The 26,138-nt window shown below is 43.4% G+C and carries 26 protein-coding genes and 1 riboswitch; of the genes, 21 read left to right on the plus strand and 5 right to left on the minus strand.

The features are described 5' to 3' along the window. Positions 1-12 precede the first annotated feature (12 nt). The 4 genes from ezrA to A6755_RS08575 all read left to right on the plus strand — a co-directional run bounded on the left by ezrA (position 13) and on the right by A6755_RS08575 (position 4,571). Entirely contained in the window at positions 13-1,707 is a 1,695-nt protein-coding gene (gene ezrA, locus A6755_RS08560) for a septation ring formation regulator EzrA (RefSeq protein ID WP_063590439.1), read from the plus strand. 218 nt (positions 1,708-1,925) lie between these two features. Beyond that, complete coding sequence (locus A6755_RS08565) at positions 1,926-3,074, plus strand: cysteine desulfurase family protein (protein ID WP_063590440.1); 1,149 nt, start codon at positions 1,926-1,928, stop codon at positions 3,072-3,074. After that, a complete protein-coding gene (gene thiI, locus A6755_RS08570; protein ID WP_034309205.1) occupies positions 3,071-4,282 on the plus strand; it encodes a tRNA uracil 4-sulfurtransferase ThiI in 1,212 nt (403 codons plus the stop codon). The genes A6755_RS08565 and thiI overlap by 4 nt, the downstream gene beginning before the upstream one ends. Positions 4,283-4,364: 82 nt before the next feature. Next, a complete protein-coding gene (locus A6755_RS08575; RefSeq protein WP_034309203.1) occupies positions 4,365-4,571 on the plus strand; it encodes an alpha/beta-type small acid-soluble spore protein in 207 nt (68 codons plus the stop codon). A gap of 666 nt (positions 4,572-5,237) precedes the next feature. On the opposite strand, the gene A6755_RS26600 is transcribed toward A6755_RS08575, so the two are convergent. Next, positions 5,238-5,501: a hypothetical protein gene (locus A6755_RS26600; RefSeq protein ID WP_134402109.1), complete on the minus strand. Its 264-nt coding sequence runs from the start codon at positions 5,499-5,501 to the stop codon at positions 5,238-5,240. Between the two features lie 879 nt (positions 5,502-6,380). Here A6755_RS26600 and mbcS point away from each other — a divergent pair. The 3 genes from mbcS (at position 6,381) to rarD (ending at position 10,728) form a co-directional block, all read left to right on the plus strand. After that, positions 6,381-7,964: an acyl-CoA synthetase MbcS gene (mbcS, locus tag A6755_RS08585; protein ID WP_054400025.1), complete on the plus strand. Its 1,584-nt coding sequence runs from the start codon at positions 6,381-6,383 to the stop codon at positions 7,962-7,964. A gap of 152 nt (positions 7,965-8,116) precedes the next feature. Beyond that, positions 8,117-9,718 carry an amidohydrolase gene (locus tag A6755_RS08590; protein ID WP_063590442.1) on the plus strand — a complete coding sequence of 534 codons (1,602 nt, stop codon included), beginning with the start codon at positions 8,117-8,119 and terminating at the stop codon, positions 9,716-9,718. 80 nt (positions 9,719-9,798) lie between these two features. After that, positions 9,799-10,728, plus strand: coding sequence for an EamA family transporter RarD (rarD, locus tag A6755_RS08595; protein WP_063592494.1), 930 nt, complete (start codon positions 9,799-9,801; stop codon positions 10,726-10,728). A gap of 91 nt (positions 10,729-10,819) precedes the next feature. Here the strand turns inward: rarD and A6755_RS08600 are convergent, their stop codons facing one another. Next, on the minus strand, positions 10,820-11,647 hold the full coding sequence (locus tag A6755_RS08600; protein ID WP_244889653.1) for a protein-glutamine gamma-glutamyltransferase: 828 nt from the start codon (positions 11,645-11,647) through the stop codon (positions 10,820-10,822). Positions 11,648-11,960: 313 nt separating this feature from the next. Continuing rightward, a riboswitch (TPP riboswitch) is annotated at positions 11,961-12,070 on the plus strand. A gap of 133 nt (positions 12,071-12,203) precedes the next feature. Between A6755_RS08600 and A6755_RS08605 the strand changes: the two genes are divergently transcribed. From A6755_RS08605 to A6755_RS08625, 5 genes are read left to right on the plus strand one after another with little or no spacing between them, the layout of a single operon-like run. After that, a complete protein-coding gene (locus A6755_RS08605; protein ID WP_063590443.1) occupies positions 12,204-13,199 on the plus strand; it encodes an ABC transporter substrate-binding protein in 996 nt (331 codons plus the stop codon). 11 nt (positions 13,200-13,210) lie between these two features. Beyond that, positions 13,211-13,495 carry a thiamine-binding protein gene (locus tag A6755_RS08610; RefSeq protein ID WP_034309193.1) on the plus strand — a complete coding sequence of 95 codons (285 nt, stop codon included), beginning with the start codon at positions 13,211-13,213 and terminating at the stop codon, positions 13,493-13,495. Beyond that, positions 13,492-14,274 carry an ABC transporter permease gene (locus A6755_RS08615; protein ID WP_063590444.1) on the plus strand — a complete coding sequence of 261 codons (783 nt, stop codon included), beginning with the start codon at positions 13,492-13,494 and terminating at the stop codon, positions 14,272-14,274. The genes A6755_RS08610 and A6755_RS08615 overlap by 4 nt, the downstream gene beginning before the upstream one ends. Continuing rightward, positions 14,258-15,001, plus strand: a complete 744-nt coding sequence (locus A6755_RS08620; protein ID WP_063590445.1) for an ABC transporter ATP-binding protein — start codon at positions 14,258-14,260, stop codon at positions 14,999-15,001. Before A6755_RS08615 ends, A6755_RS08620 begins: the two co-directional genes overlap by 17 nt. 18 nt (positions 15,002-15,019) lie before the next feature. Then, positions 15,020-15,790 (plus strand): TatD family hydrolase, encoded by a 771-nt coding sequence (locus A6755_RS08625; RefSeq protein WP_063590446.1) that lies wholly within the window; start codon positions 15,020-15,022, stop codon positions 15,788-15,790. A gap of 262 nt (positions 15,791-16,052) precedes the next feature. On the opposite strand, the gene A6755_RS08630 is transcribed toward A6755_RS08625, so the two are convergent. Beyond that, positions 16,053-16,853, minus strand: coding sequence for an NAD kinase (locus A6755_RS08630; RefSeq protein WP_063590447.1), 801 nt, complete (start codon positions 16,851-16,853; stop codon positions 16,053-16,055). 206 nt (positions 16,854-17,059) lie between these two features. Between A6755_RS08630 and sppA the strand changes: the two genes are divergently transcribed. The 5 genes from sppA to tpx all read left to right on the plus strand — a co-directional run bounded on the left by sppA (position 17,060) and on the right by tpx (position 20,602). Continuing rightward, positions 17,060-18,061 (plus strand): signal peptide peptidase SppA, encoded by a 1,002-nt coding sequence (gene sppA / locus A6755_RS08635; protein ID WP_034309182.1) that lies wholly within the window; start codon positions 17,060-17,062, stop codon positions 18,059-18,061. A gap of 12 nt (positions 18,062-18,073) precedes the next feature. Further along, entirely contained in the window at positions 18,074-18,613 is a 540-nt protein-coding gene (locus tag A6755_RS08640) for an RDD family protein (protein ID WP_241634855.1), read from the plus strand. A gap of 99 nt (positions 18,614-18,712) precedes the next feature. Beyond that, positions 18,713-19,405: a DUF2953 domain-containing protein gene (locus A6755_RS08645; protein ID WP_063590448.1), complete on the plus strand. Its 693-nt coding sequence runs from the start codon at positions 18,713-18,715 to the stop codon at positions 19,403-19,405. 16 nt (positions 19,406-19,421) lie between these two features. Then, positions 19,422-19,922 carry a GerW family sporulation protein gene (gene ytfJ, locus A6755_RS08650; protein WP_034309178.1) on the plus strand — a complete coding sequence of 167 codons (501 nt, stop codon included), beginning with the start codon at positions 19,422-19,424 and terminating at the stop codon, positions 19,920-19,922. A gap of 179 nt (positions 19,923-20,101) precedes the next feature. Continuing rightward, positions 20,102-20,602 (plus strand): thiol peroxidase, encoded by a 501-nt coding sequence (gene tpx, locus A6755_RS08655; RefSeq protein ID WP_034309176.1) that lies wholly within the window; start codon positions 20,102-20,104, stop codon positions 20,600-20,602. 184 nt (positions 20,603-20,786) lie between these two features. Here the strand turns inward: tpx and A6755_RS08660 are convergent, their stop codons facing one another. Beyond that, a complete protein-coding gene (locus A6755_RS08660; RefSeq protein ID WP_063590449.1) occupies positions 20,787-21,098 on the minus strand; it encodes a hypothetical protein in 312 nt (103 codons plus the stop codon). Positions 21,099-21,729: 631 nt separating this feature from the next. Here A6755_RS08660 and A6755_RS08665 point away from each other — a divergent pair. The 4 genes from A6755_RS08665 to A6755_RS08680 all read left to right on the plus strand — a co-directional run bounded on the left by A6755_RS08665 (position 21,730) and on the right by A6755_RS08680 (position 25,675). Further along, positions 21,730-22,716: a class I SAM-dependent methyltransferase gene (locus A6755_RS08665; protein ID WP_034309170.1), complete on the plus strand. Its 987-nt coding sequence runs from the start codon at positions 21,730-21,732 to the stop codon at positions 22,714-22,716. Between the two features lie 176 nt (positions 22,717-22,892). Continuing rightward, entirely contained in the window at positions 22,893-24,098 is a 1,206-nt protein-coding gene (locus A6755_RS08670; RefSeq protein ID WP_054400035.1) for an acetate kinase, read from the plus strand. 225 nt (positions 24,099-24,323) lie between these two features. Next, positions 24,324-25,166 carry an EcsC family protein gene (locus tag A6755_RS08675; RefSeq protein ID WP_063590450.1) on the plus strand — a complete coding sequence of 281 codons (843 nt, stop codon included), beginning with the start codon at positions 24,324-24,326 and terminating at the stop codon, positions 25,164-25,166. Continuing rightward, positions 25,163-25,675, plus strand: a complete 513-nt coding sequence (locus A6755_RS08680) for a MogA/MoaB family molybdenum cofactor biosynthesis protein (protein WP_063590451.1) — start codon at positions 25,163-25,165, stop codon at positions 25,673-25,675. Before A6755_RS08675 ends, A6755_RS08680 begins: the two co-directional genes overlap by 4 nt. Before the next feature lie 58 nt (positions 25,676-25,733). Here A6755_RS08680 and A6755_RS08685 read toward each other — a convergent pair whose 3' ends face one another. Beyond that, positions 25,734-26,048, minus strand: coding sequence for a hypothetical protein (locus A6755_RS08685; RefSeq protein WP_063590452.1), 315 nt, complete (start codon positions 26,046-26,048; stop codon positions 25,734-25,736). Between the last annotated feature and the right edge of the window lie 90 nt (positions 26,049-26,138).

Below are 26,138 nucleotides of genomic sequence, written 5' to 3' on the forward strand. Positions count from 1 at the left end.
AGGGGGCTTACCATGGATTACATAATTGGGGTAATTGTATTAATTTTGATTTTCATCATTTGGGGTTATTTTTTCAAAAAGAGATATTTTAAAGAAATCGATCGACTGGAATCCTGGAAAATAAGCATCATGCACCGCCCCGTGCTGGAAGAGCTTTCTAAAGTCAAACAATTGAACATGACAGGTGAAACAGAGGAAATGTTCGAAAACTGGCGCATTGAATGGGACGCCATCATTACGGATCATATGCCTGAAGTCGAAGAGCTTTTATTCGATGCCGAGGAATCCGTCGATAAATACCGTTTCAGCCGATCAAAAGAGATACAGCGCAAAATTACAGTCAAGCTGAATGAAATAGAGGAAATGATCAAAAAGATCCTATACGAACTGAATGAACTCGTAGGCAGTGAGGAAAAGAATCGATTGGAAATCGAGGATATCAAAGAATCCTACCGTCAATTGAAGAAATCCCTGCTTGCACACAGGCATAATTATGGGAAAGCGGCTGATAAGCTGGAAAGCTCCTTGGATGAAGTGTTGCAGATCCTTCAGAAATATGAAGAAGAGACCGTGAACGGCAATTATTTGAATGCGAGGGAGCTTGTTCTCACCATTAAGGACAAATTGGCGGTTCTGTCAGTTAAAATGGAAATGCTCCCAAAATTATTGGTTGATAGCCAATCCGAGCTGCATTCCCAGCTTAATGAATTGAAGGATGGTTATGAGGAGATGTCAGGACAGGGGTACCTGTTGAGCCATATCCAATTCGAGCAGGAGATATCACGGCTTGAGGAAGAACTGGATCTATATAAAACACAATTGGAAAATGCCGAAACGGAAGCAGTGGAAAAAGGAATTAAAGAAATGCGCGAAAGCATCGAGGTTCTTTATGACCTTTTGGAAAAAGAAGTACTTTCAAAACAGTATATCTTGAAAAATGATGAAATTCTCAGGAAAACCATTAGTGACCTAGAATATGAAAACGATAAACTTAAAGTTGAAACCATACATGTTCAACACACGTATCATCTGACGGAAAATGAGCTCGATGCCCAACGGAAAATGGAAAAGCAGATTGCCCAGATTTCAAAACGCCATCAATTGCTCGTCTTGAAAATGGAGGATAATGTGATGGCAAGCTCGCTTATCAGCGAAGAGATGCAGGGGCTTGCAGTACAGTTGAAGGAATTACAGGAAAATCAGAAAGACTTTACCGTTAAATTACAGGCTTTACGAAAAGATGAAATGGATGCCAGGGATTCACTGGCAGAATTGAAGCGCAAAATGGTCGATACTGGACGTTTAATTTCAAAAAGCAATATTCCAGGTCTTCCAGAAGAGTATAAAGTGGTGCTTCAGGATGCCAAAGAAAGCATGGATGACGTTCAGGGTAAACTTGAAGAAAAGCCGCTTGAGATGGCCGCTGTTTATATTTATTTGGAAAAAGCGGTTCAACAGGTTGATAAGGTCCACGAAAAAGCCCAAGAATTGATCGAGCATATGTATTTGGCCGAAAAGGTGATCCAATTCGGAAATCGTTATCGAAGCAGCCACGATATGGTAGCCGAGAGCCTAAGGGAAGCCGAAGCGAAATTCCGAAGCTATGAATATCAAGCCGCATTGGAAACGGCAGCCACTGCCATAGAAAAGGTCGACCCAGGCAGTTTACGAAAAATCGGTGCCAACATAGAAGAAGTCCTTTCCTGAAAACCCGCCATTGCGGGTTTTTTTCTTTTTCTAGATTAGGTGGGAAGTTAAATCATTCTCGGGAATAAAAAGAAGCAGGTATCCTATCATTCTTGGATCGGTGTTTTACATTCTCTTTCAAATTCAATTATGTTAATATTAGAAGTTGCAACAGCAACATTGAAACTTATATTTAGAAGAGTGACCATCATAGATATAAAAACATGGAAGGTGAACCCATGATTTATTTTGACAATAGTGCAACAACAAAACCATATCCCGAAGTAATCGAATCATTCATGAAGGTTACTTCGGACTATTTCGGGAACCCCTCTTCGCTTCATGGACTTGGGGTTCAATCCGAAAAACTGCTTTCCGCTGCCAGAAAGCAGATTGCTGATTTATTAAAGGTGAAGAGTTCGGAAATATATTTCACTTCCGGCGGAACGGAAGGAAATAATCTTGCCATTAAAGGGGCAGCCCACGCTCAGGGAAATCGCGGCAAACACATAATCACGACAGCGATTGAACATCCTTCTGTAGAAGACGCATGCCAATCATTGACGAGAATGGGATATGAGATCACATATCTTCCCGTTAACGAATTTGGACAAATTGATGTAACCGATCTTAAGGATGCATTGAGGGAAGATACCATTTTGGTTTCCGTCATGCATGTTAATAATGAAGTTGGCTCGATACAGCCGATTGTTGAAGTGGGCAAATTGTTAAAACAATACCCAAACGTGCTCTTTCATGTCGATAATGTACAGGGAACAGGCAAGGTTTCCTTATCATTGCGTGAAGCCAATGTGGATTTATGTACAATTTCCGGCCACAAGGTTCACGGTTTGAAAGGGACGGGCATCCTGTATGTTCGTGAAGGCGTTCGGGTCGATCCGCTTTTCCATGGTGGCAATCAGGAAACGAAAATCAGGAGCGGCACCGAAAATGTTGCGGGAATCGTCGCCCTTTCGAAGGCTTTGCGTATTAGTATGAACAATCAATTGCTGTATCATGATAAGCTTCAGCAAATCAAAACTTATTTATATAAAGGTTTGAAGGAAATGGACGGGGTGTTGGTTAACAGTCCCGAAGAGGGTGCACCTCATATTGTGAATTTTTCCGTTCCGGGCCTTAAATCCGAGGTATTGCTGCATGCACTGGAATCGGAAGGAATATATGTTTCGACGACTAGTGCCTGTTCTTCGAAAAAAAGGACGATAAGCAAAACGGTGGACGCGATGTTCCGTCATTCAGCTCGTTCCGAAAGCGTCATCCGTATCAGCACTACCTATGGCAATGAAATGGAAGAAGCAAAGCAAGTTCTGGCGGCGATACAGAAAATAGTCGCTAATTTAGAAAAAATAATGAGGGTTGCTAAATGAAATTTGATCATATAATTATCCGTTATGGAGAAATCTCCACTAAAAAAAGAAACCGTAAAGGCTTTGTAGACAAAATGAAGGCACATATCCGCTGGAGTTTAAAAGATATAGAAGGCGTAGTGCTGACAGCCAACCGGGAGCGGATGTACGTTCTCCTGAACGGTGCTGACCATGTGCCGGTCATTGACCGATTGAAAGGCATTTTTGGAATACAGTCATTAAGCCCTGCAATAAAAATAGAGCGTGATCTGGAAGTGATGAAAACGGCCGCATTGTATTACCTTAATCATACCCTTGAAGAGGTAAACACGTTCAAAATCACGACAAAACGCGCCGATAAGGATTTTCCATATAATACCGATGAAATTAACAGGGCAATCGGGGGGCATTTGCTCCGAAATACAGAAGATTTAAAAGTGGATGTAAAGAACCCAGATTTGAACCTGCTAGTGGAAGTGAGACGCGAAGCCGTGTATTTGACAGGTGAAATCATCCAGGGTGCAGGCGGTCTTCCATTCGGTTCAAGCGGGAAGGCGATGCTGATGCTTTCAGGCGGGATTGATAGCCCTGTTGCAGGATTCCTTTCGATGAAACGGGGTTTGGACGTGGAGGCGATCCATTTTTACAGCCCGCCGTTCACAAGCGAGCGTTCACGTCAAAAGGTCATTGATTTGGCAGGCAAGCTGGCAGAAATAAATGGAAGCATGAAAGTGCATATCGTTCCATTTACGGAAATCCAATTATTGATTCAAAAACAAATCCCGGAAAACTACTCAATGACTACAACCCGTCGTTTAATGATGCGGGTCGCCGATCGCATCCGTGAAAAGGAAGAAGCCATGGCACTGATCACCGGTGAAAGCCTTGGGCAGGTTGCAAGCCAGACGATGAGCAGCATGTTTGCCATCAATGAGGTGACGAATACACCGATCCTGCGTCCGCTGATTACCATGGATAAGACAGAAATCATCAAAATAGCAAGAGAACTCGATACTTTTGAAATATCCAATCTGCCGTACGAGGATTGCTGTACGGTCTTTACGCCGGCAAGCCCAAAAACGAAACCGAAACGTGAAAAAGTCAATTACTATGAAAGCTTCGTCGACTTTGAATCCTTGATTGAAAAAGCGGTCTCCGAAACAGAAATATTAACGGTTAAACCGGGTCAGACTTTCGATAAGGAAGAAGCGATGGAAGACTTATTCTAGAATCCTTTAATTACCAATAAAAATGTGCGAATGAAGCCATGTGTTTTAACACACTCTATAATCACAAGGAGGTGAAAAACACATGGCAAACAACAACAGCTCAAACGAATTATTGGTACCTGGAGTTGAACAAGCTCTACAACAAATGAAATATGAAATCGCTACAGAATTCGGCGTGCAACTTGGTGCCGACACAACATCTCGCGCTAACGGTTCAGTTGGTGGAGAAATCACAAAACGCCTTGTTCAAATGGCTGAACAACAATTAGGCGGAGGTTTCAACAGATAATTTCATAAATATGGCTACAGAGAGCGGGTTTTAATACCCGCTCTCTTTACGTTTGCGGAATTAATTCGTGGACGCCGATTTAATAAACTCTTAGCTTTACTACATAATTTTTTACTGTCTTATATAATATGAAACATTATTGGAATGAAGAAAAGTGCAACATTCCTGCTTGCCGAGACCCCACCGAAAGGGAGTATGTGTAATGACTTCCACTCCAGGCACTCGCTTTCCGCGGGCGGTCCGCCCTTGGCCACGCTTTTCCCGCAGGAGTCTCGTACCTTACGTTCCAATCAACTGGAACTTCTTTTTTAAGAAAGGCTGTTTTCACATACTTTGTTGCTATTTACCAGGTAGTGAGTTGTGGTTGATTTCCACTCCAGATGCTCGCTTTCCGCTGGGCGGGCGGTGAGCCTCCTCGGCGTAAACGCCTGTGGGGTCTCACCTGTCCCGCTGCTCCCGCAGGAGTCTCGCACTTCCGCTCCAATCAACCTTAAATAGACTCGTTTTAAAAACAACAATCTTTACGAAAAGAGCCTTAAGAAACATTGTAGGGAAACTGCCTCTTTTTCTCCAATTCGTCTACAGTCTGGCGGTTCCATCAATTTTCCGGCAAAAGGATTTCCGAATTGCTCTCGCCTCGAACCAAAATTTTAAAAGTAAACTAGATTATCCTTCAGTCCTTAAAGGATTGAAGAAAAGTGCGACACTCCTGACGAATAACTGGTTAGCCAAGACCCCGCAGGCGCTGCTTTGATGAGCTTGGCAGACAGTCAGTGGAAAGGGAACGGGTTTCTGAAAGTGGGTATGTGTAATGATTTCCACTCCAGGCACTCGCTTTCCGCGGGCGGTCCGTGAGCCTCCTCGGCGCTCGCCTGCGGGGTCTCCCTTGGCCACGCTTTTCCCGCAGGAGTCTCGTACCTTACGTTCCAATCAACTGGAACTTCTTTTTTAAGAAACATTGTATGGAAACTGCCTCTTCTTCTCCAATTCGTCTACAGTCTGGCGGTTCCATCAATTTTCCGGCAAAAGGAGTTCCGAATTGCTCTCGCCCCGAACCAAAATTTTAAAGGTAAACTAGATTACTCTTCATAGTTTTTATCAGTATTCCTTAAAGGGTTGAAGAGATGTGCGACACTTCTGCCAAATAACTGGTTACGCCAGGACCCCACAGGTGCTGCTTTGATGAGCTTGGCAGACAGTCAGTGGAAAGGGAACGGGTTTCTCAAATAAAACTGCAGGCTAGTCTCATCCCGAATTATGTTTAAGACTATTTAATCCTTTAAGTTTTTTTCTGTAATCCTTAAAGGATGGAAGAGATGTGCGACACTCCTGCCGAATAACTGGCTAGCCAAGACCCCACAGGCGCTTGCGCCGAGGAGGCTTGGCAGACAGTCGGCGGAAAGGGAGCGGATCTCTGAAATCAACTGGAATGTTTTCTTGAAAAAACCGTAGGCTAGTCTCAGCTATGTTTAGACTAGTTAATCCTTTAAGTTTTTTTCAGTAATCCTTAAAGGGTTGAAAAAAAGTGCGACACACCTGCCGAATAACTGGGTAGCCGAGACCCCACAGGCGCATGCTTTGATGAGGCTTGGCAGACAGTCGGCGGAGAGGGAACGGGTTTCGAAAATCAGCGGAATTTTTAAAAAGAAAAACTGAAGGCAAACTCACTTTAGGAATTGTCTACAGGCTATAAGGGAGCGGATTCCTACACCCGCTCTCTTTTTTAATTTGTAAAAATAAATAGAAATTTTAGAGAAGTATCTTGTATAATGAGTAGGTACTAAGAGTTCATAATTGGAGGGGAAGAATATGAAGCGTGAAGACTTATTGGCTCCGGAACATTACAACTTAGTGAGTGAAATGGAACGTTATGCAAAAGATCCAGGTAAAGTTGCCGTACTTTGGGAGAACGAAACCGGAGATAAAAAACAACTTACATATGAGAATTTATTAAAAAGTGCAAATAAAATTGGAAATGCCTTCAAGAAAAAAGGACTGGGTAAAGGTGATACGGTCCTCATCATAATCCCCCGTTTGGTGGAAGCTTATCAAGTGTATTTAGCAGCATTGAAAATTGGCATGATTGTCATCCCTTGTTCTGAAATGCTTCGTGCGAAGGACTTGCAGTACCGAGTCAACCATGGTGATGTCAAAGGAATCATCAGTTATCATGAATATACTGACGAATTGAATGAAATAGAAGGAGCGGAAAGCCTCCTGAAGTTTTCAATCGGAAAACGAATCGAAAATTGGCTGGATTTGAATGAGCTCGCCGATGAGGAATCCGATCAGCTGACCATCGCTGACACGAAGAGTGAGGATATGGCATTCTTATCGTATACTTCCGGAACGACAGGAAATCCAAAAGGGGTCGTCCATACACATGGATGGGCTTATGCCCATTTGAAAACGTCCGCTGCAAACTGGCTCGGGATCAGCGAAACGGATGTCGTTTGGGCAACGGCAGGCCCAGGGTGGCAAAAGTGGATCTGGAGTCCTTTCCTGGCGGTTCTGGGAACAGGAGCGACAGGCCTTGCCTATCATGGAAAGTTCGAGGCGAAAAAATATCTTCAGCTGCTACAGGACTACAAAGTGAATGCATTATGCTGCACGCCCACCGAATATCGATTGATTGCAAAGGTGGATAACCTTGATGATTATGATTTATCCCATCTTCACAGTGCTGTATCGGCGGGAGAGCCTTTAAATCAAAAAGTGTTCGAGGTCTTTAAGAACCATTTCCAGATTGAAGTGCGTGATGGGTATGGACAGACCGAAAATACCTTGTTGGTTGGTGTAACGAAAGGCATGGAAATTAAATTGGGCTCCATGGGCAAACCGACTCCGGGCAACCATGTGGAAATCATCGATGACTCCGGTAAACCTTGTTCGCCTGGCGTAGTGGGGGATATTGCCGTACATGTCGATACACCTGCTCTCTTTAAAGAATATTTTAAAGATCCCGAGCGGACATCGCAGCAATTCCGCGGGGACTATTATATCACCGGCGATCAAGCGAAAAAGGATGAGGATGGTTATTTCTGGTTTGAGGGTCGTTCTGATGATATCATCATCAGTTCGGGATATACGATCGGACCGTTTGAAGTGGAAGATGCACTCGTTAAGCATCCATATGTTAAAGAGTGTGCCGTTATAGCAAGTCCTGATGAAATAAGGGGAAATGTGGTCAAGGCGTATGTCGTCTTGATGGATGATATCGATCCGAACAGCCAGGACTTGATCAAGACGCTTCAATCGCACGTGAAAGAATTGACTGCTCCATATAAATATCCAAGGAAAATCGAATTTTTAGAAGAGCTGCCCAAAACGACATCTGGTAAAATCAAACGGGTGGATTTACGGAAAAGGGAAGAAGCACTCCTTAACAATTGATTGAAATGCATGAACGTCAGCCTTCAAGGCTGGCGTTTTTTATTGACAGGGACTTGGGTAAAAGCATAAATATGGGAATTCGTGTTATGAGATGGTACACTTACTGCATATCTGCACAGTAACAATCATTTAATAAGGAGTGTAAAGCCGGAATGGGAACGTTATGGTTCAATGGGTCGATTTATACGATGATTAAAGAAAATGATCAAGTGGAGGCAGTATTCACTGATAAGGGGGTAATTGTTGATACCGGCAGCCCGGACCATTTGAAAAATGAATATGCCGGCAATATTTCCAGGGAAATCGACTTAAAAGGACAAACGATGCTGCCGGGATTAGTGGATAGTCACCTTCATTTGGTCGGACATGGTGAAAGACTGCTTCGTCTAGACCTCTCTTTGATGGATAGCAGGGAGTCGATCATGAAATCCTTGAAGGAAAAGTGCTTAAAGACCCCGGCCGGAAAGTGGATCGTTGCCGAAGGGTGGAATGAAAATGAATGGCCGAGACCTGAATTGATATTACGGGATGAGCTTGACGCGATATCGGCAGATCATCCCATCGTATTGAAAAGGGTCTGCCGTCATGCCTTGGTGGTCAATTCCCGGGCCCTTTTGGAAGCGGATATTAAAGAAGATATAAAAGAACCTTCAGGCGGGGTGATCTGCCGTTATCCTGACGGACGTTTAAATGGATTATTTAAAGAAAGCCAGGCGCAGAACCTTATTTTAGACAGCCTTCCCGGCATTGATCAAGAGTATATCGAAAACGCGCTCACAGAGGCCATAGAAGATGCATATAAGCTAGGTTTGACTGGCGGTCATACCGAGGACCTCCATTACTACAATGGCTTCATGCCGACATATCAGGCGTTTAAATCGGTAATCGAGGGCCGGGAAATGGCCTTTCGCGCCAACTTGCTCGTCCATCACGAAGCGTTGGAAGAAATGCTGGCAGCAGGCGGCGGCTATCAGAAAGGTACGCGATATATCAAATTCGACAGCATGAAAATCTTTACTGACGGCTCCCTAGGCGGACGCACAGCCCTGTTGAGCGAACCTTATGTAGATCAAAAGAATACGAATGGAGTCGCGATATTCACTGAAAACGAGCTTCAGGAATGGGGGAAGAAGGCAAGGGCTGCCGGAATGCCGATTGCTGTCCATGCGATTGGCGATCTCGCTTTTGAATACGTATTGAATGCAATTGAAGCCCTCCCCCCGAAAAAGGGACAGAGGGACCGGCTCATCCATGCGCAGATTGTACGGCCGGAGCTTTTGGAGCGGGCGGCAAAGCTGCCGGTAATCTTTGATATTCAACCGGGGTTCGTTCCGTCAGATTTTCCGTGGGTGGAAGAAAAGGTGCCAGCCGATCTATTGGAATCCTCCTATGCCTGGAGAACCTATTTGAACTTGGGCATCCTTTGTGCTGGAGGGTCGGATGCACCCATTGAACCATTAAATCCGATTTTGGGCATTCATGCCGCTGTCACAAGGATGAAAATCAACAGTGAGGACCGTACCGTATATGGTTTGTCTGAAAGGCTTTCCGTTTTCGAGGCTTTCGCATTGTATACCAAAGGGAGTGCTGCAGCAATCGGCCAGGAAAAACGCCGCGGTGTGATCAATAAAGGGTACGATGCCGATTTTACCGTGTTTAATCTGGATGTCTTTGCTGTTGCACCGGATGATCTCCTGAAAGCTGAGGCGGTCATGACGGTCATCGATGACAAAATCATGTATGATAAAAATTAACAGTTGCAAAAAAAGAAACGGAAATACAAAATTGTTAGATGGAATTAGATAAGGGAATGTAAATGGAAAGAAGGCTTGTTATGAAAGTGGATCAACAAAAAGAAGGGGCGATTTATGCAGCCCTTTCTTACATGATGTGGGGAGTTGTGCCGATTTACTGGAAGTTCCTTCAGGGAGTCGGTGCAATGGAGATTTTAGCTCAGAGGGTATTATGGTCTTTCGTGTTCATGCTGGTTTTATTGATGTTCATGAAAAAATGGCAGGCGTTTCTTGATTATGTCAAAAACATACTGGGAAATCCGAAACTCTTTATGGCATTGCTAACGGCGTCCCTGCTTGTTACAGCTAATTGGGGAGTGTTCATATGGGCCGTTAACTCAGGACGGATCCTCGACACGAGCCTTGGATATTATATCAATCCGCTCGTCAGTGTACTATTGGGAGTGATAGTCTTAAAAGAAAAATTGAGCGGGGCCCAAATCATTTCATTCCTGCTTGCAGGAATCGGAGTCTTGATCCTTGGCATTCATTTCGGCACGATCCCGTGGATCTCTCTTGTTTTGGCCATGACCTTTGGATTATACGGTCTGGCAAAAAAAATGATCAAGGCCGAATCGGCAATCGGGCTGACGCTCGAAACGATGATGGTAACGCCTCTGGCCTTAGGTTACCTGATTTACTTGATAAACAGGTCGGAAATGCAATTCTTTACAGACGGGAGCACAAGCTTGCTGTTGGTGGGCGGCGGGATTGCCACGGCATTACCTCTTTTATATTTTGCAAAAGGGGCCGAGAAGATCCCGTTATCGATGCTTGGCATTTTTCAGTATATCGCTCCGACCTTATCTTTATTGATCGGGGTATTCGTCTATCATGAAAGTTTCACCAAAGCACATCTTTTAGCCTTTTTGTTCATATGGTCAGCTTTGGCTGTTTATACACTATCCATAACGAAATGGGGGCAGGCAAGTGCCCGCAGGTTCAAAGGCAAAGGGAATATTGGTGCGTGAAAAGAAAAAAATGCTTGGGGAGATTCTGCCCAAGCATTTTTTATATCGATATTCAATAAAACGGATTTATGGCATAGGCGAAATGCCAGGGTCATGAAAGGTATATCTTCGAACCTATTTCAGAAACAATACAATTGGAAAGGCTGGCAGGACAGTTATCGGGCATGGCACGGGGGTTATTTAGTTGGAATTGTCTATAGAAGGAACTATCCAGGAAAATGATATGCGTTGTCAGGAATGCTGATATGGTGGCGAATGGCTTTCTATTGCTATTTAATTCATCGATGATTCCCTGTGCAGTGGTAATCCCGATCCCGTGGCCATAAAAGAGGTTTCTCCCTAATAATATGGCATTTTCACCTTGCCATTCAGGGGTTGCCAAGTCGTGATCAGGGTTTTTGAAGTAAACGCAATCACCTGGTGAATAATCTCTTCCCTGGTGAACGATGAGAGCCATATTCCTTGGAGGGCGCCAGTCATATAAAAATAGGTCTGAAAAAAGATAGTCGAAATTCCTGGGTCCGATTAAATCCAAAATCGCCTTTAAAAAAGTAACGACTATTGCTGTCCCGCATTCGAAGGCATAAAGCCCTCCATTCATGAAAATGTCAACGAGCGCAGCATGAGGGAGAATCCCTGGCTGAAGGGTAAAGGTGCCATCCTTTGAAAGGTGCCAATAACGTTGATTGGATTGAGACTCCTCAAGTGTGGAAAATTCCGGACCGCTTTTATCCAACGCAATAGCTGCCTCTATGACTCGGTTCCTCAGCTGTATCTCGAAATTAAAATCCCCAAAGTTCCGGTATTCAAAAACATTAGAATCTTCCGCCAAGCATTGAAGAGTTTCAAGCGATTTGGCAGAGGCTGTACCTGGTTGGATTTGACTGACATCTAACCATTTGTGATTAATCTTTATCATGACATATCCACCTTTTGCTTATGAAATTAAGGGTTTAATAAAGCCAGTAAACAAAAATGTCTACACGTAATGCTCATTATATGAATGGTTGCAAAGAAATGACTATTTGGAACGTGTCCGCCACCGTTGCAGCCAAGAATGAGCGGAATGGAAAGAGACGGAATCATTATACTTTCAATGATTTTCGTTCCAAAGGATGTTTTGCAAGATATCCTGAAGTGCCAGGAATACCTTTCCAATTAGAGAGAAGAAGCAAATTAGTATTCCTTTTTCCCTATGAATTGATATAATGAGAGAGAAAAGTTCATATGTGCGAGAAATGTAGGGGGGCCAGTACTGCTGGCTGAGATTGCATCCATTAGATGCTGACTCTTTGAACCTGATCTGGGTGATGCCAGCGGAGGGAACATATTATGACTGATTTTCTGTTTTGTATGTTAACGTCCGAATTCATCTTCGGGCGTTTTTTGCTTTTTTATCCAGTATTTGAATAGCCCTGGAGCCCTATCATGTTTCCGGCATATGAATCTTATAAGATGTGTAGGAGGATAATGACTTGAATAAATTCTTACCACTGTTAGCTTCGTTCTTCCTTTTAGCTGGATGCGGAGCAGGCGGAACTAATGAAAAAGAAGAAGTATCTAAAAATGAAGAATTAAAGAAGGTATCGGTCGTGCTCGATTGGACACCGAATACAAACCATACAGGATTGTATGTAGCCAAGGAAAAAGGTTATTTTAAAGAACAAGGTCTTGATGTGGAAATTATCATGCCAGGTGAAGCTGGAGCTGATAAGCTTGTCGCTTCAGGGAAATCTGAATTTGGCGTGAGCTATCAAGAGGGGATAACGCAGGCCCGCGTACAGGGTGTGCCGATTGTTTCGGTAGCTGCCGTCATCCAGCATAATACTTCGGGATTCGCTTCCCCTGAGGCTAAGGACATTACGACTCCCAAGGATTTTGAAGGGAAAACGTATGGTGGCTGGGGATCTCCGGTTGAAAAGGCCATTATTGATTCACTCATGAAAAAGGAAAATGCGGATGTAAATGAAGTGGACATAGTCAATACAGGAGACATGGATTTTTTCACTTCGGTTAAAAGGGATATAGATTTTGCCTGGATTTATTATGGTTGGACAGGCATTGAGGCTGAGTTGCGAAATGAAAAGCTTAATATGGTGTACTTAACCGAATACTCTGATAAGCTTGATTACTATACGCCTGTTTTGACTACAAATGAAAAGATGATAAAAGAAGATCCCGAGACTGTTAAAGCATTCGTTCATGCAGCTTCGAAAGGGTACCAGTTTGCGATTAAGAATCCTGATGATGCAGCAGATATGTTAATTGAGTCTGCACCGGATCTTGATCCAGAACTAGTGAAGAAAAGCCAGGAGTGGCTTGCAGCCAAGTATCAGGATGATGCTCCGCGATGGGGTGAACAAAAGCTTGAAATTTGGAAGAATTACAGTGAGTGGATGACTGAAAATAAGCTTCTTGAAGGTGATTTCGATCCTGAAAAGGCATTTACCAATGAATTTTTACCAAAATAGGAGGAAATACAATGGCCAATTCATTAATAAGTATACAAATTATTCCTAAAGGGGAAAATGTCATCCCTATGGTCGATGAAGCGATCAAGATCATTGAAGAATCAGGTGTCAAGTATGAGGTTCACCCGCTTGAAACGACAATGGAGGGGGAGCTTTCCGAGCTTTTTGCCGTGATAGAAAAAATGAATGTAAGAATGATTGAAATAGGATCGCCGAATGTCATTTCCCAAGTGAAAATATTATATCAGCCAAGCGGGATTACGATGGATACGTTAACGGAGAAATATCGGGCATGATCGGAAGGGGAATTTGGAAGAAGGGGGCTCCCTTCTTTCTTTTATTATTGTTGCTGATAGTATGGGAGTCAGTGACAGTCTTATTGAAAGTTGAAGAATGGCTGCTTCCCGCTCCATCGGCCATTTTCATTGAAGGAATTGAGTCGTCCCGCAATCTTTACGGACACCTTATATCCACAACCGAGCTTGCGTTGTCGGGATTTTTTATTGGAAGCTGCATCGGCTTATTGATAGCGGCCATCCTACACCTATTTCCAGGTGTGAAGGAAGCGGTTTATCCTCTGCTCATACTATCACAAAATATACCTATCATTGTTTTGGCGCCGCTTTTGGTGATCTGGTTTGGCTTTGGCATGCTGCCTAAGTTAATCGTGATTTCACTTGTATGTTTTTTTCCGGTTGCGGTCGCATCATTGGACGGTTTTCGCCAGACACCATACGAGCTTAAGCATTATTTCAAGATGATGGGAGCGGGGAAAAACCAGTTATTTTGGAAGCTGGAACTTCCTCACTCGATCCCGTTCATTTTCTCCGGCCTGAAAATTTCGGCTACCTATAGTGTAATGGGTGCGGTTATTTCGGAATGGCTTGGGGCAAAATCGGGGATTGGTGTTTATATGACTCTCGCTTCTTCAGCGTTCAGGACAGATCGGGTGTTTGTAGCCATTTTCATCATTATGGGAATGAGCCTGATCTTTTTTGGAATCATCACTTTCCTGGAGAAATACTTGGTTTCTTGGAAGAGAAAGGAGGGCGAAAAGGATGACGCTGGAAATTAAAGACGTCTCCTATTCTTTCGATGGTAAGGAGAATATATTGGAGAATATGAATTTCCATGTGAATGATGGGGAATTTGTTACGATCCTTGGGCCATCGGGAAGCGGTAAAAGTACATTGTTCCACTTGATCGGCGGGATTTTGAAGCCTGATCATGGCATCATTTCATTGGATGGTAAAAAGATAAATGGATTAAAGGGACATATCAGCTATATGCCTCAGCAGCCTTCCCTTTTACCTTGGAGAACGGTATTGGAAAATGTTTTGCTTGGAAGTGAACTTGCTGGGACCAGAGATAAAGAAAAGGCAAATAACCTTTTGATGAAAGCTGGTTTAGAAGAATACGATAAAGCATATCCGCATGAATTATCTGGAGGCATGAAGCAAAGGGCCGCATTCATTCGGAGTATCTTAAGTCCACAGGACTTGATGTGCCTGGACGAACCCTTTTCTGCCCTGGATGAACTGACAAGATTGCAAATGCAACAATGGCTGTTGTCGGTTTGGGAAGAAAATCGGAGGTCGGTGCTTTTTGTCACTCACAGCATAGATGAAGCGGTTTTCCTATCAGATAGAATTTATGTGTTATCAGCAAAACCGGCTGCTGTCATCAAAGAAGTGAAAGTTCCATTTTCAAGGCCAAGAAGAGAAGAACAGCTTCTTAGTGATGAATTTATTCATTTGAAGAGAGAATTATATGCAGCACTCAAGCCAACTTTCACTACTTAAGTAAGGAGGCGATACCATTTGAGAATCATCGACAGCCATATCCATTTGGATAAGTATGATATTGATAAGCGGAAGCAGATCCTGAAAGACATGGAAAAGGTTCAGTTGGAATCCTTGCTGACTGTTTCCATGAATTTGGCTTCTTCGATTAACAATTATCAACTTTCACTTAAAGATTCACGAATTAAGCCTGCCTTTGGTTTTCATCCAGAGCAGCCCCTCCCGAGTAATGAAGAAGTGAATGAATTATTGAGTTGGATGCGGGAACATCGTCACGATATGGTTGCCATAGGCGAGGTTGGGCTGCCCTATTACTTAAGGCAGGAAAACCCCAATATTGATAACTCAGCATATATAGTGATACTGGAGAGGTTCCTGGCCTTAGCTAAAGAGATTGAAAAGCCGGTTATCCTTCATGCCGTCCATGACGATGCACCTATCGTTTGCGACCTTTTGGACAAGCATCAAATCACAAGGGCACACTTTCATTGGTTTAAAGGCGATATCCGGATAGTTGAAAGAATGGCCAAAAAGGGCTACCGCATTTCGATTACACCTGATGTATGTTATGAGAGGGAAATACAGGAATTAGTTTCGGCCTATCCACTTAAGCTGATGATGATAGAAACGGATGGACCATGGCCGTTTGAAGGGGTTTTCAATGGGGAATGGACCCATCCCGGCATGATGCATGAAAGTGTGCGTCAAATTGCTTCGATTAAAGGATTGCCGATTGAGGATGTCTATGAAGCCCTTTATCAAAATACGAAAGATTTTTATCATATATAAAGGTACCGGTTATCATATCCGGTACCTTTTTTCGTTTGGCTCTTTTCGTAAAGATTGTTGTTTTTAAAACGAAACTATTTAAGGTTGATTGGAGCGGAAGTGCGAGACTCCTGCGGGAGCAGCGGGAGAGGTGAGACCCCACAGGCGTTTACGCCGAGGAGGCTCACCGCCCGCCCCGCGGAAAGCGAGCATCTGGAGTGGAAATCAACCACAACTCACTACCTGGTAAATAGCAACAAATTATGTGAAAACAGCCTTTCGTTTAAAGAAAGGTCCTTTTAACCTTTTCCCAAAAGGAATTGTCTTTTAGCTTAACGGTCTTGATGACCTTACCGCTTAACCGGACCTTTACCTTTTCGACATGATTGATGCTTAACGCTTCATTGTCCATTCCGACGATCGGATAGCTTGGTCCGTTTTGTTCAAGGTGGACGGTCAACGTCTTAGCACCGCTTAAGATGAATGAGGAGCCTAGGGTCCGATAGGTATTATTATTGACGGAAGCAAGCTCGCTCACTTGGAAGCAAGGGAGAAGGGGATCGACAACGGCCCCATTGACCGATTTATTATAGGCGGTGCTTCCGGTCGGAGTCGCAATGATGATCCCGTCCCCGCGAAAAGTTTCAAAATGGAGTTGATCAATGAAAATATCCATGATGAACGTTTTGGTGATCGAAGAGCGGATACTGAGTTCATTAAGGGCATAGAAGGAGGGCTGATCGTCCAATTGGATAGAGATGGTTGGATATTTGCGCACCTCGATTTGCTCCCTTGTCATGGCATCAATCATTTTATCACTGTCTTCCAAGTGGAAATCGCAATACATATTCAAGTTACCTGTCGTGGAAATGCCCGCATATAAACAGTCATCCCTGAACCCGGTTTTACGGGCTGCCTGCAGGAATGTGCCGTCATCACCGATGCTTACGATGATGTTCGCTTTTGTGAAATCCTGGATGACTTCATACGAATGTTGCTTCGCCAAGTCTGATAAGTATTCAACCTTGCTGAGCATCTCTGCATTCGGTGCATGGAAAAAATAAATATTCCTTCGATTGTTCATCATGTTCCCCCCTAGTATGTATGGTAATGAAAGGGCTTTCTATATCCTGGTGACGATAAATGCAATTTGTGCAAAGTGGACCAATTCATTTCCAATTTGAGGATTCTTTGCTACAATTTTATATGTCTTAGTTTATCATGGAATGAAACATTTTTGTTATTAGTTCGTATGGTAAGAAGGATACATATATTTAAGGGGGAAAACAGATGAATGGAAAGCGTTGGGCTGCACTTGGAATCGCAGCCGTTTTATTTTTTGTTTCTATTGCTGTAGGGGCGGCCACTACTCTATTTACAGCGGATACGGAAAATATCATTGATGAATTATTTGCTTCCGAAAGTGCATTTTACGAGGAAGTCATAGAAGGCGAGGATTACTCTAATGTTATTGCCGTATTTGATGTAGAGGGCACGATTCAAGATACAGGGGAAGCCTCATTACTTAGTTCAACAACATATAATCACCGTGCCTTCATGGATAAGCTGAAGATGGCAGAGGAAAATGATGATATCAAAGGAATCATCCTTCGGGTGAATTCTCCAGGCGGCGGTGTCGTCGAAAGTGCAGAGATTCATGAAAAGATCCTTGATATCAAGAAAGTGAAAAAACCTGTTTATGTATCAATGGGGTCTATGGCTGCTTCAGGCGGATATTATATTTCTGCACCAGCCGATAAGATTTATGCCAGCCCAGAAACGATGACCGGTTCACTTGGAGTCATCATGCAGGGTTATAATTACGAGAAATTGGCCAAGAAGTATGGTGTTGAGTTCCAAACCATTAAAAGCGGACCACACAAAGATATTATGAGTCCAACCCGGGAAATGACTGGTGAAGAACGTGAAATACTCCAAGACATGATCGATAATTCTTATGATCAATTTGTGAAAATCATTGCAGACGGCCGCGGTATGACTGAGAAGGAAGTAAGGGAAATTGCCGATGGACGCATTTATGATGGACGCCAGGCTAAAGAAAACCATCTTATCGATGATTTCGGCCATTTGGATGATGTAATTGCCGCTATGAAAACGGATATCGGTAAAAAGGATGCTCAAGTTATCCGTTATACAGATGAAGCAGGTTTCGGTTCATTATTCAGTATGGGTGCGCAAAAAATGTTGGGAAATGATGTGGAAACGGCAGTCTTGACAAAAATCCTTTCCTCTTCAAATTCTCCACGCTTAATGTATTTGTATGCGGAATAGGGGGGCTGAAGGATGACGGAACGAAATGAAAACAATGAACAAATCGCTTCATCCAATCTAATGGCAGATCAAGAGGTTCCCGTTCAGCAGGAATTTACACCAGCCAAAAAGGTCGTGGATGATGACGAAGTCAAGAAAGTGCATTTTGCTGGTTTTTGGATGAGGTTTTGGGCCTATTTAGCGGATCTATTGGTTATTGGAAGCTTGAACCGGATTTTGATTCATCCCATCTTTAAATTTTATGAAGGGACAGATGACCTTTGGTTCTCCGCAGAGGGCTTCTTAACGGGGGTCGTATTCTTCCTATACTTTGTTTTGATGACCAAATTCTGGAATCAAACCCTAGGAAAGATGATTTTTGGACTGAAAGTCGTTGCCTTGAAGGAAGGGAAAAAAACCATTTCATGGGGTACGATATTGTTCAGGGAGCTGATTGGCCGCTATATTTCAAAAGTAACCTGGATTGGCTATCTCTTGGCAGGCCTATTACCGAAGAAACAGGCTTTGCATGATGTCTTTGCAGACACGGGCGTTGTGTTGATCAGAAGATGATTTTTTCCATTCATAAATCTGTAAGAGCGTGAATTTCGCTTTTGCAGGTTTATTTTTTTTGCATATGCCGATAATGATAGGCTGAAGGGGTGTGGGTGCATGAAGTGGCTTTTGTTGATTATAGGTATCCTCATTTTGGTGCTGCTTATTGTTGTTTTCACTAAAGTAAAACTGTCCATCGACTACAAACGTGTCCAGACGAATGACTTAATACATATTAAATTATCAGCTTGGTACGGGCTTTTTCACTATACATTCAAGGTTCCGGTCATGAAATTGGAAGATGACTTGGTAACCGTAGCAGTAAAGGAAGAGCAAGAAATGAACGGAAAAATAAATAAGGAAGAAAAGAAAAAAATCACGGCCGAAGATTTGCGTGACGGATTCGCAGACATACTGGAAATGCTTCAGCATATAATCGGATTCCATAAGATCGTCCGTCAATTCGCTGGGAAAGTCCAAGTCAAAAAATTCACCTGGCATAGTGAGGTCGGTACTAAAAACGCTGCACACACCGGTGTTTTAACTGGTGCATGCTGGGCACTTAAAGGTTCAATCATCGGTTTGCTGACAACCTATTTCAACTTTCGGATCATGCCCTCCTATTCCATTTCACCCGACTTTCAGAGATGGCAGGCAAACACGTCGATTTCCTGCATATTACAATTCAGAATCGGGCAGGCTATGGTGACTGGAATAAAACTGCTTCGTTATTGGAAAGGCGGAAAGCCGCATTTCAAGTCGAGGAAATTAGCGAAGCTATCAGGTGATTCCAATAAACAATCGTTCTAGAGTGGAGGGAATTTAAATGTCAGATCATCCGATTCAAGGTTTAATGAAAGAAGCGATGGAAAATCTTAAAGAAATGGTCGATGTGAACACGATCATTGGGGATCCGGTAGAAACACCGGATGGAAGTGTCATTTTAACTGTATCCAAAGTGGGGTTTGGTTTTGCAGCCGGTGGCAGCGAATTTGTGATGGATGGAAACCATCAAGGACAGCAAGGCGGTTCCAAGCAGCCTTTTGGCGGCGGTAGCGGCGGTGGAGTCTCCATAACGCCAATTGCATTTTTGATTGTCGGTTCCCATGGAGTGAAAATGATTCATCTCGATGAAGGGACGCACCTTCTAGAAAAAATGATGGATTTAGCTCCTCAAGTCGTCGATAAGATTCAGTCCATGCTATCCAAGAAAGACAATAATCAAAAGCAAGGCAATAATCAAAACCAAGGAAATAATCAATACCAAGGCAGCAGTCAACCATCTGGAAACAGGTACCAAGAACCTAAACAGGATATAGACTTCTAATTGCGACTCGGCATCCGCCGAGTTTTTCTTTTTGCTGCATTCTTCCACTACACAAAAAAAGCTCGGATGCAGAACTTGTACAAGCACCATTCACATTTCCTGATTCAATTAATTGCAAAATTCCGGCAAAACAAATATTATTATGCTTGTACATATAGCAGAAAAGGGAGGAATTATTAATGGCTTCAGTTACATTTAAAAACAACCCGATCACTTTAGTGGGACAAGAACTAAAAGTTGGGGACAAAGCACCTGATTTTACAGTATTGGCTAATGACTTATCACCGGTTACTTTAAGCGACTCCAAAGGTTCTGTCCGCATTATCAGCGTTGTTCCATCCGTGGATACAGGCGTATGTGATGCACAGACACGTAAATTCAATGAAGAAGCGGCAAAATTGGATAATGTGAAAGTACTGACGATCAGTAACGACCTTCCTTTCGCGCAAAAACGCTGGTGTGCTGCCAGCGGCTTGGACAATGTTCAAGTTCTTTCCGATCACCGTGACCTTTCATTCGGTGAAGCATATGGTGTCGTCATGCAAGAACTTCGTCTATTGGCTCGCTCTGTATTCGTTGTGAACAGCTCTGATGAAATCACATATGTGGAATATGTGAGTGAAGGTACCAACCATCCAAATTACGAAGGTGCAATCGAAGCGGCGAAAGCGGCAAAATAAGATGCGAATTTAAGAAACCGGGCGCAATATGCCCGGTTTTTTGTTTAAATGTTGATTTTCTTGTTGGTAAACACATGACGTTGAAGTGGACAGGTCCTTTTTAGGATTTAATGTTCATTGGAAAGTTGTCGATCGATACATTTCATTTCAATTGAAGGGTATCATTTATTATATCTGGATTCAGTTAAGGCTCGAAAGTCGGACCATTTTGTGGTAAAACAACCTTGCCAGACCATTCCTGACCATTAGGTGTTCCAACTCTTATGTCAATTTCATTAGGCCACGATGGCACTTGTCTTGGTCCTGGGAAAAACCCCGCTTGTTGCCCTGCTCGAAATCCTTCTCGATATCCTTGTCGATACCCTTGACGAAATCCTTGACGAAAACCTTGTTGAAACCCCTGCTGTTGCCTGTTAAATTCATCTGCTGACTGAATATCATGTTGCTGATTTATCGGATTAACCTGCCCATGATAGTTTTGATATTGATTATCCATATATGATCACCACCTCATGCATCGTATTCTGTTTGGGCCTTCATTGAGCCTATCCAAGTAATAAAAAAATGCAGGGCAACAAAACAACCCGTTTTAGACAAAAGGTTTTCTATCTAAATTTCAAAAAACAAAGTTGATTGGAACGTAAGGTACGAGACTCCTGCTGGGAAAAGCGTGTCCAGGGGAGACCCCGCAGGCGCAAGCCGAGGGCAGGCCGTCCGCGGAAAGCGAGTGCCTGAAGCGGAAATCAACTCCCCCAAGAATAATACATGGATCGGGGTGTGGCCGGGCCTAGCCACTTTCTTAGACAAAAGGGTTTCTATCTAAATTTCAAAAAACAACGTTGATTGGAACGTAAGGTACGAGCCTCCTGCGGGAAAAGCGTGTCTAGGGGAGACCCCGCAGGCGTAAGCCGAGGAGGCTTCCCGACCGCCCGCGGAAAGCGAGTGCCTGAAGTGGAAATCAACGTCCCAATGGTTAAAATTTTGAAATGGGAGTGGGCGCGAGAGTTTCTTATCAAACGGAAAACGGTACGTTAAATAATCGAAGAATGATGAGCAGGACGTACGGCTTGTATCTCTTTCTTCTTACCTTTAAAATAGGGACAGAAGCAAACAGGAGGAATTAATAAGTGAAGTCTACCCCAGTTGAACAATTATTTTATGAATTTGATGAAACAGCTCAAATATTGCAAAGTGAACTATCATGTACGTATCTGGACGCCTTGGGCGAAACGGGCGAGAATTTCTTCCAAGGGAAAGTCCTGCAGGATGAAATCAGTGAAGTATCGAAGAAAAGGTTAGCGAAGCATTATGCAGATTTTTCACCAGAGAAATATGAGAAGGAAGCAATCCGTAAAGCGTATCAGCTTGCCATTTTAAAAGGCATGCAGCAGAGCGTTCAGCCGAATCATCATATGACTCCTGATGCAGTCGGCATGTTCGTCAGTTATTTAGTCGGTAAATTCACCAAGGACCAAAAAGAGATAGTCATGCTCGATCCAGCCATTGGGACGGGGAACTTACTATTTGCGATCATGAATCAACTTACTGATAAAAACATCGCTTCATATGGTGTCGAGATTGATGAAACCTTGATCAGGCTTGCTTATGCCGGTGCCAACCTGCAAGAACATCCGCTGGAATTTTTCAATCAGGACAGCTTGGAGCCACTTTTCATCGATCCTTCAGATGTTGTGGTCAGTGATTTGCCGATTGGTTATTACCCGAATGATGTGCGTGCAGCTGAATATGAATTGAAGGCCGACAAGGGGCATTCGTATGCACATCATTTGTTTATTGAACAAGGTGTTAAACACGCGAAGGATGGCGGACACCTATTCTTCATTGTCCCGAATAACCTGTTCGTCTCGGAGGAAGCTCCGAAACTCAATGATTTCCTGAAGAAGCATACACATATCCAAGGGATGGTGCAACTGCCGCTTTCCATGTTCAAGAATGAATCGGCTGCCAAAAGCATCCTGATCCTTCAAAAGAAAAAAGAGGGTATCGAAGCTCCGAAGAAGGCATTGCTTGTACAACTTCCGAAGTTGTCGGATTTCGAAGCGACAAGGTCTGTCATGCAACAGATGGATGATTGGTTTAAAGAGGAAAAATAATCAATGAAAGCTGATGCCGCAGGCATTGGCTTTCATTTTTTTTGGAAAAGTGATGATTGGCAATTTTTCATTATTATTTGGTTGTAATCGCATGCCATGATAAGATTGTACTATACACAGCACGTTTCATTGAGATGAATATGGAAGAACTAACTTAGAGTAAAGGAGCAGGATCGATGTCAAAAGTCATGGCTATTAATGCGGGCAGCTCTTCATTGAAGTTTCAGCTTTTTGAGATGCCTAGTGAAAAAGTAATTACAAAAGGTCTTGTAGAAAGAATCGGCTTGAAAAATTCCGCATTCACTTTAAGCGTCGAAGGCGAAAAGGTTTCTGAAACGGTGGATATACCCAATCATGAAGTGGCTGTAGGGCTTTTATTGAAAAAGCTCATTGACCATCGAATCATTGACTCCTTTGAAGAGATAGATGGCGTAGGGCATCGGGTGGTGCATGGCGGCGAGGTATTCAGTGACTCGGTCTTGATCACGGAGGATGTAATAGAGGAAATCGAAAAGCTTTCCGAGTTGGCGCCCCTTCATAATCCTGCCAATATCACCGGGATCCGAGCCTTCAGGCGAATACTTGATGATGTGCCAGCGGTTGCGGTATTCGATACCGCCTTCCATCAAACGATGGCAGCAGGTTCCTATTTGTACAGCTTACCTCTTGAATATTATGAAAAGTACGGAATTAGGAAGTATGGGTTTCATGGTACTTCACATAAATATGTATCGCAGCGTGCTGCCGAAATGATTGGCCGCCCAATTGAACAGCTTCGATTGATATCCTGCCATTTAGGGAATGGTGCAAGCATTACGGCCATAAAGGGAGGCAAATCGATTGATACATCAATGGGGTTTACTCCCTTGGCCGGTGTTACCATGGGAACGCGGTCAGGGAACATCGACCCTGCACTGATTCCTTATATCATGGAGAAGACGGGAAAAACGGCAGATGAAGTGTTGGATATCCTGAATAAGAAAAGCGGAATGCTAGCCCTTTCCGGATTTTCCAGCGACCTGCGCGATATTCAAGTTGAAGCGGATAAAGGAAATGAGCGGGCTGAACTCGCACTTAAAGTATTTGCAGATCGGATTCACAAGTACATTGGCTCCTATTCAGCTAAAATGGGAGGTGTGGACGGCATCATTTTTACAGCGGGCATCGGTGAAAACAGTCAAACAATTAGAGGGCGTATCTTGGAGGGACTTGAATTCATGGGGGTATATTGGGATAAGGATCTCAATCATACCAAGGGCAAGGAAGCGTTCATCAATACACCTTATTCCCCTGTCAAAGTCATGGTCATCCCAACCAATGAAGAAATCATGATTGTCAGGGATACCGTGAAAATAGCTTTGAAAGAAACCTGGAAAGCATGACTTCCTGTTTTTTATAATGATCTCCTTATCTCTTTGGTAAGGGGGTCTTTCCAGTGAATGAAGTCTATCAATTTTCATCAGCGGACTTCGACTTCTCGTTGATATTATGTATTGGCAATCCATATCCTTGAACGCCGGATCGCCATCATCCATTCTCAGAAATGCTCCCTTCTATGGTATACTTAAGGGAGAATCCACCAATTCTGTACATAGGAGGCTTGATGCATGGAATTCACGAACCGGGAAATGAAAGTTTGGAATGAAATTAGTGAATGGCAGGAAAAACTCTATCAATATGAGCCAACGGATCTTGCTGCATTGTATGATAAATGGTTGGAGCAGGGGTTTGCCATGCTACCGGAAAACGTCCAACAACAGTTTTTTGAAAAGCTTGATACTTGGCTTTTTCATTTGCATGCCATGGTTCAGAGCTCACAAGTTCAAATAGATGCAAGAGAGCGGATTTTAGCATCTGCGCGCGTGTTTAATGAAGAAATCGAAACGTTGAGTGATTTGAATCACTTATCGATCGATCAGGTGAATTACATAGCCAATCAGCATATCGCTAAGCATCGCTTATATTCTTTTGCACAAGGCGGGATGAGCGGATCAGGAGGCCTGCTTTTGCTGGGGAGCGATATTCCGGCCATGACCGTCATCAATGTCAGGATCGTACAGCTGATTGCGATGTCTTATGGTGTTGAGGTGAATACACCGTTTGAAATGATGCTGGCCCTTAAGGTATTCAATGCAGGAGCGATGCCAAAGAGGCTCCAAGGAATAGCCTGGGAAGAATTGATCCGTGAGGTACAGACAGCAGAAGATGACTATTTTTATTTAGGAATCGAAGAATTGACAAACCCTACCTGGATGGAACAGCCGCTCAAGCAGCTGTTGAAAGCATTATCCATTGCTGTTTTCCGCAAAAAACTGGTTCGGGGCATACCGTTCATCAGCATGGCCATCGGGGCTGGATCCAATTATCAAATGACCCGGAATGTCAGTGAATTTGCCCAGAAGTTCTATCAATATCGTTATTTACTGGAAAAGAAGGCTGATGGAGAATGAGTGTAAAGAATCATAAAAAAGCCGTCACGGAGGCAGTTCGCTGCATGGTGATAACCGTCAGCGATACGCGCGATGAAGAAACGGATAAAAGCGGGGCACTGATGAAGGAATTATTGAAATCGAGTGGTCATGAAGTGACGGAATATGTAATCGTTAAGGATGAGCGGAAGGCGATTCAGGATGCGGTCACTTCTGGCAGTCAAAGCGGCATGGTTGATGTCATATTAACAAATGGGGGCACTGGCATCGCCAAAAGGGATGTAACGATCGAGGCGGTCAAAGAATTGATGACTAAGGAAATACCCGGTTTTGGCGAGGTTTTCCGTATGCTCAGCTATCAAGAGGATATCGGGGCGGCTGCCATTCTATCCAGGGCTATTGCCGGAGTCGTGAACAACAAAGCGGTTTTTTCCACCCCGGGTTCATCAGGTGCGGTTCGGCTTGCAATGAATAAATTGATACTTCCGGAATTGGGACATGTCGTCGGTGAACTTCGCAAGGATTTATAAGAGGGATGCAAAAAAAGCCACAGTTTTAAACTGTGGCTTTTTTTGCATGGAATAGGCCTTAATTATGCATCTTTTCCGTCACGGCTTGATTGGCACGATACCAAAGCCATAAATCATTGATGATGGAAGCAAGTTCCGCAATTTCGGAATTGAGCTGGCATGATTTGGCGAAATTACTCTCATCGGAGAGCTGAAACTGCTTTCGGTTGATCGTGGATTCCAGTTCCTTGATGCGGTCCGGGATGCTTCCCCTGATATTCTCCCAATGTACGAGTATTTGCTGCTGCTCGCCTTTTGTATATTCATCCCACTCCAAATTCAAATCAGGAATGGAGATGCCGAGCCTTTCATCATAGATAAATAGTTCTCTCATATGCCCTCCGCTTTTCGATTTATCATACTCCTAGTTTACTATATTCTCGCGGAAGCATCCAATGTGTAAATTCCCTGAAAATAATAGGGG

The organism is Peribacillus frigoritolerans (assembly GCF_001636405.1).
Lineage (GTDB): Bacteria > Bacillota > Bacilli > Bacillales > DSM-1321 > Peribacillus > Peribacillus frigoritolerans.

Bases quoted from the DNA above. Each gene is read 5' to 3' on its own strand.
- ezrA (WP_063590439.1), top strand. From the start codon at position 13: ATGGATTACATAATTGGGGTAATTGTATTAATTTTGATTTTCATCATT.
- A6755_RS08645 (WP_063590448.1), top strand. From the start codon at position 18,713: ATGAAGTGGCTTTTGTTGATTATAGGTATCCTCATTTTGGTGCTGCTT.
- A6755_RS08670 (WP_054400035.1), top strand. From the start codon at position 22,893: ATGTCAAAAGTCATGGCTATTAATGCGGGCAGCTCTTCATTGAAGTTT.
- A6755_RS08630 (WP_063590447.1), bottom strand. From the start codon at position 16,853: ATGAACAATCGAAGGAATATTTATTTTTTCCATGCACCGAATGCAGAG.
- thiI (WP_034309205.1), top strand. From the start codon at position 3,071: ATGAAATTTGATCATATAATTATCCGTTATGGAGAAATCTCCACTAAA.
- A6755_RS08640 (WP_241634855.1), top strand. From the start codon at position 18,074: ATGACGGAACGAAATGAAAACAATGAACAAATCGCTTCATCCAATCTA.
- A6755_RS08565 (WP_063590440.1), top strand. From the start codon at position 1,926: ATGATTTATTTTGACAATAGTGCAACAACAAAACCATATCCCGAAGTA.
- A6755_RS08685 (WP_063590452.1), bottom strand. From the start codon at position 26,048: ATGAGAGAACTATTTATCTATGATGAAAGGCTCGGCATCTCCATTCCT.
- mbcS (WP_054400025.1), top strand. From the start codon at position 6,381: ATGAAGCGTGAAGACTTATTGGCTCCGGAACATTACAACTTAGTGAGT.
- A6755_RS08680 (WP_063590451.1), top strand. From the start codon at position 25,163: ATGAGTGTAAAGAATCATAAAAAAGCCGTCACGGAGGCAGTTCGCTGC.
- rarD (WP_063592494.1), top strand. From the start codon at position 9,799: ATGAAAGTGGATCAACAAAAAGAAGGGGCGATTTATGCAGCCCTTTCT.
- A6755_RS08610 (WP_034309193.1), top strand. From the start codon at position 13,211: ATGGCCAATTCATTAATAAGTATACAAATTATTCCTAAAGGGGAAAAT.
- A6755_RS08600 (WP_244889653.1), bottom strand. From the start codon at position 11,647: ATGATAAAGATTAATCACAAATGGTTAGATGTCAGTCAAATCCAACCA.
- A6755_RS08575 (WP_034309203.1), top strand. From the start codon at position 4,365: ATGGCAAACAACAACAGCTCAAACGAATTATTGGTACCTGGAGTTGAA.
- A6755_RS08615 (WP_063590444.1), top strand. From the start codon at position 13,492: ATGATCGGAAGGGGAATTTGGAAGAAGGGGGCTCCCTTCTTTCTTTTA.
- ytfJ (WP_034309178.1), top strand. From the start codon at position 19,422: ATGTCAGATCATCCGATTCAAGGTTTAATGAAAGAAGCGATGGAAAAT.
- A6755_RS08675 (WP_063590450.1), top strand. From the start codon at position 24,324: ATGGAATTCACGAACCGGGAAATGAAAGTTTGGAATGAAATTAGTGAA.
- sppA (WP_034309182.1), top strand. From the start codon at position 17,060: ATGAATGGAAAGCGTTGGGCTGCACTTGGAATCGCAGCCGTTTTATTT.
- A6755_RS08660 (WP_063590449.1), bottom strand. From the start codon at position 21,098: ATGGATAATCAATATCAAAACTATCATGGGCAGGTTAATCCGATAAAT.
- tpx (WP_034309176.1), top strand. From the start codon at position 20,102: ATGGCTTCAGTTACATTTAAAAACAACCCGATCACTTTAGTGGGACAA.
- A6755_RS08590 (WP_063590442.1), top strand. From the start codon at position 8,117: ATGGGAACGTTATGGTTCAATGGGTCGATTTATACGATGATTAAAGAA.
- A6755_RS08620 (WP_063590445.1), top strand. From the start codon at position 14,258: ATGACGCTGGAAATTAAAGACGTCTCCTATTCTTTCGATGGTAAGGAG.